Annotated in this window: 3 protein-coding genes; 1 reads left to right on the top strand and 2 read right to left on the bottom strand. The window is 63.7% G+C overall.

From position 1 onward, the window contains the following. On the top strand, nt 1-1,869 hold a 1,869-nt coding region (locus EN925_RS24105), incomplete at its 5' end, for an ABC transporter ATP-binding protein/permease (protein ID WP_164894355.1). A gap of 27 nt (nt 1,870-1,896) precedes the next feature. Here EN925_RS24105 and EN925_RS24110 read toward each other — a convergent pair. Both EN925_RS24110 and EN925_RS24115 read right to left on the bottom strand, forming a co-directional pair. Beyond that, nucleotides 1,897-3,411: a malonyl-CoA synthase gene (locus tag EN925_RS24110; protein WP_127384712.1), complete on the bottom strand. Its 1,515-nt coding sequence runs from the start codon at nt 3,409-3,411 to the stop codon at nt 1,897-1,899. Nucleotides 3,412-3,588: 177 nt separating this feature from the next. Beyond that, nucleotides 3,589-4,329 (bottom strand): GntR family transcriptional regulator, encoded by a 741-nt coding sequence (locus EN925_RS24115; protein ID WP_013528582.1) that lies wholly within the window; start codon nt 4,327-4,329, stop codon nt 3,589-3,591. Nucleotides 4,330-4,740: the final 411 nt, after the last annotated feature.

Raw genomic sequence — 4,740 nt, forward strand, 5'->3', positions numbered from 1 at the left:
CCACCGGAGGCTGTCGAGCCGGATCCGCAACTGACGCCCGAAGAAGCCGAGCAGGCGCGCCGGAAATACCTGCTGCGGCGTTTCTGGATCAGCGGGCGCGGCTACTGGGCCAGGCGGGGCGATGGGCTTGCCTGGCCGCTCACGATCGGGCTGTTGATCCTGATCTGCGTCAATGTCGGCTTTCAATACGGGATCAACGTCTGGAACCGCTCCTTCTTCGACGCCATCGAGCAACGCAACGCCCACACCGTCTATGTGCTTAGCGCCATATTCCTGCCGCTCGTCGCTGGAAGCGCGGGCCTTGTGGTCGCGCAGGTCTATCTGCGCATGACGATCCAGCGCCGCTGGCGTTCCTGGCTGACCACCGCCGTCATCGCACGCTGGCTTGCCAATGGCCGCTACTACCAGTTGAATCTCGTCGCCGGCGACCACTCGAACCCCGAAGCCCGCCTCACGGAGGATCTGCGGATCGCCACCGAGTCACCCGTCGATTTCATCTCGGGCGTCCTCAATGCGTTCCTGTCGGCCTCGACCTTCATCGTGGTGCTGTGGACGATCGGCGGCGCGCTCACTTTGCCGATCGGTGGCGAAAACCTGACCATTCCCGGCTTCCTCGTCATCACCGCGGTCATCTATGCCGCCATCACCTCCACGTCGATGGTGGTCATCGGCCGGCATTTCGTCCGCCTCTCCGAGCAGAAGAACCAGGCGGAAGCCGAATTCCGCTACACGCTGACGCGGGTGCGCGAAAACGGCGAGAGCATCGCATTGCTTGGCGGCGAGGAGGAGGAGCGCAGCGGCATCGACAGGAATTTCGGTCATGTGCTCAGGCAATGGGCGCTGCTGACGGGCCAGCACATGCGCACGGCGCTGGTGTCGCAGGGGTCGAGCCTGTTTGCGCCGGTCGTGCCGGTCCTGCTCTGCGCGCCGAAATTCCTCGAAGGCTCGATGTCGCTCGGACAGGTGATGCAGGCTGCCTCCGCCTTCGCCATCGTGCAGGGCGCGTTCGGATGGCTGGTCGACAACTACCCGCGTCTTGCCGACTGGAACGCCTCGGCGCGGCGCATCGCCTCGCTGATGATGTCGCTCGACGGGCTCGAGCGTGCGGAGCAGAGCGACGCGCTCGGACGCATCCAGCACGGCGAAACCGAAGACGGTGCGATGCTCAGCCTCGACGATCTCTCCGTCACGCTCGACGACGGCACCTCCGTGGTCAAGGAAACCGAGGTTGCGATCGAACCGGGCGAGCGTGTGCTGGTGGCTGGCGAATCCGGTTCCGGCAAGTCGACGCTGGTGCGGGCCGTTGCCGGCCTGTGGCCGTGGGGCGGCGGCAGCGTCAATTTTCATGCCGACAGGCGACTGTTCATGCTGCCGCAACGCCCCTACATTCCCTCGGGCACGCTTCGCCGCGCGGTCGCCTATCCCGCGGCCGCGGACAAGTGGACGATCAAACAGATCAAGGCCGCCCTGGACAAGGTCGGCTTGGCCTATCTTGCCGAAAGGATCAAGGAAGAAGCGCCATGGGACCAGACGCTGTCGGGCGGCGAAAAGCAGCGTCTCGCTTTCGCGCGCCTGCTGCTGCACCGCCCCGATATCGTCGTGCTGGATGAAGCAACCTCGGCGCTCGACGAGAAGAGCCAGGACGCCATGATGGCGACGGTGATCCGCGAATTGCCCGATGTCACCATCATCAGCGTGGCGCACCGTGCCGAGCTGGAAGCCTTCCACAGCCGCAAGATCACCCTCGAACGGCGCGAGGGCGGCGCCAAGCTTGTCAGCGACATCAACCTCGTGCCGCGCAAGCGCAACCTGCTGAAGCGCGCCTTGTGGGGCTCCGGCAGTCGGGTCGAAAGGGCGCGCAAGGAGTAAGGCGCCGCTGCCCCGGGCTCCGCGCAACTATGATGCGTATATGTCCTTGTAGGTGTCGCGCAGCAGGTTCTTCTGTACCTTGCCCATGGTGTTGCGCGGCAGTTCATCGACGAAGATCACGCGCTTCGGATGCTTGTATTTCGCCACCCGTCCGGCGATCGCGCCGAGAATTTCGGCACCGGTGATCCGCGATGACGGCGCCCGCACGACGACGGCGGTGACGCCTTCGCCGAAATCCGGATGGGCAACGCCGATGACGGCGCTTTCGCTAACCCCGTCGAGCGCATCGATCTCGCTTTCGAGCTCCTTCGGGTAGATGTTGTAACCGCCCGATATGATCAGGTCCTTGCCGCGACCGACGATGTGGACGTAGCCGTCGGCGTCGGTCATGCCGAGATCGCCGGTGATGAAAAAACCGTCGGCGCGGAATTCCGCCTTGGTCTTCTCCGGCATGCGCCAATAGCCGCCGAAAACATTTGGGCCCTTCACCTCGATCATGCCGACCTCGCCCTGCGCAAGCGCTGCGCCACTGTCTGGATCGGCGATGCGAAGCGTGACGCCGGGCAAGGGGAAACCGACGGTGCCGGCGCGCCGCTCGCCCTCATAGGGGTTCGAGGTGTTCATGTTGGTCTCGGTCATGCCGTAGCGTTCGAGGATCGCGTGGCCGGTGCGCTCGCGCCAGGCCTTGTGCGTCTCGGCCAGCAGCGGCGCCGACCCGGAAATGAACACACGGATGTTTTTCGCCGCCTCATGGTCCAGCCCCTCATGCTGCAGCAGGCGCACGTAGAAGGTCGGCACCCCCATCAAGGCCGTGGCACGCGGCAGCAGCGAGACGATGCGGGCCGGATCGAACTTCTGCTCGAACAGCATCGAGGCGCCGGCCATCAGGACGACGTTGGTGGCGACGAACAGGCCGTGCGTGTGGAAGATCGGCAATGCGTGGATCAGCACGTCGTCTCCGGTGAAACGCCAGTGCTCGACCAGCACGCGCGCGTTCGAAGCAAGGTTCTCGTGGCTGAGCATGGCGCCTTTCGAACGGCCGGTGGTTCCCGACGTGTAGAGGATTGCCGCGAGGTCATCCGACCCGCGCGCCACGTCATGAAAATCCGTCGGCAGCCGCGAGGCCTGCTCGGTCAGCGATCCCCGGCCATCGCGGCCGAGCGTGACGGTGACGGCGCCCGTCTTTTCCGCCAGCGCGCCGATGTCGGCCGCTCTTGCCGGATCGCAGACGACTAGGCGTGGTTCCGCGTCGCCGAAGAAATACTCCAGCTCAGCCAGCGTGTAGGCGGTGTTGAGCGGCAGGAAGACGGCGCCGGCGCGCAGGCAGGCGAGATAGAGCATGACCGCTTCCGGGCTCTTCTCGACCTGCACGGCAACGCGGTCACCGGGCTCGACATCCAGTTGCAGGAGCGCATGCGCAAGCTGCGCCGAGCGGGCCAGCATATCGCCATAGGTGATCGAGCGGCCATCATCGGTTTCCATCAGCAAGCGCGCTGGCGCCGGCATCCGGAACCGGAACGCATCGAACAGATGATTGCTCATGAAGGCTTCCCTGGGGTGCTGCGGCGCTGAGCATGCGCCTGTCGCGGCATGCCTCGGCGGCGAGAGTTCGCGGTTCTTGGCCGCGCCGTCAAGCCCGCCGACAGCGGTTCACGCCGGCCGCGCCGACGCAGGTTGCGTGCAAGAAACGAGCACAAGAGACCCGCCAGGAAACGACTGCTATCGCCGAGCGCGTTTGCCGGCGATTTCTTTCGTTTCCTCGTCCTGCTCGAAGCGCTTCATGCACATGGCCGCAGTCAACCGGTAGTGGTTGAGCAGGGCCTCGACGGCACCGTCGGCATTGCCGTCCAGGGCATATTCGGCGATCAGACGATGCTCGCCGAAATCGTCGCGCTGGACGCCTTCGCCATCATTGGCCATTTGCCGGTAGCGATAGGCGTGATCGGAGAGCTGGTCGCAAAACCCCACCAGCCATTGCGACCGGCAGGCCGAAATCAGCACCCTGTGGAAGATGCGATGCAGCCTCTCCCAATCGGGATTGAGCGAGAAGAGATTCTGCGGTGCCAGGCGTGACGCGCGTCCCAGGCGATGCAGCGCCAGCACGAGCTGTTCTTCCCATTCGGCGGTGCGGTGGGTGATGGATTCGCGAAGCGCTCGCTCCTCGAGCCAGCAGCGGGTGCGCGTCAGCTCCTCGAGTTCCGAGGCGCTGACCGGCATGATGAAGAAGCCGCGCTGGTCGTGCCGGCCGAGAAGCCCTTCCGAGGCGAGGCGATTGAGGGCTTCGCGGACAGGCGAGGCGCCGGCTCCATATTTGGAGACCACCCACTCGACCCGCAGCTTGCTCTCGGCTTCAAGGACACCGCCGAGAAGATCGTCCCGCAATTGCTGATAGACCGTAGTGGCAAGCGTGCTCTTCGGTCCGGCAGCGTCGTCGTTCAGATTGGCAGCTCCGTATGTCAAAGCGACTCCTTGTCCCCAGGACTTGTCCCGGGCGATTCGAGTCCGAAAGCATTCGCCTTCTCGTACTTGTACCATACAGCGCGAAGATTCGCCTGCTCAAGCAGAAGATCACGTTATTGTACTTTAGCACAAAGGAATATGCGGCATTTCGGAGTTCAGTGCTGTAATTCCGCGCTTTTTCACAACCTGCGGGCACTTAACATGTTTTGTATGCACGCAGGAGAATCTGTTCTTTTTGTTCTTTTGTATTCGCGCGAGATCAACTGTCTGCTTTGGGCATAGACGACGGAGCTGAAAACCGAATCAGGCAATCGCTCACATCCGATGCCGTTGCCCCAAAAGCTTCACAAACCCGCCCGGCACCAGAACCTTTAGCCGGCATGCAGGGCTGACGCGGGAACACTGCTGGTC

The organism is Mesorhizobium sp. M7A.F.Ca.US.006.04.2.1 (genome assembly GCF_004022915.1).
GTDB classification, from domain to species: Bacteria; Pseudomonadota; Alphaproteobacteria; order Rhizobiales; family Rhizobiaceae; genus Mesorhizobium; species Mesorhizobium ciceri.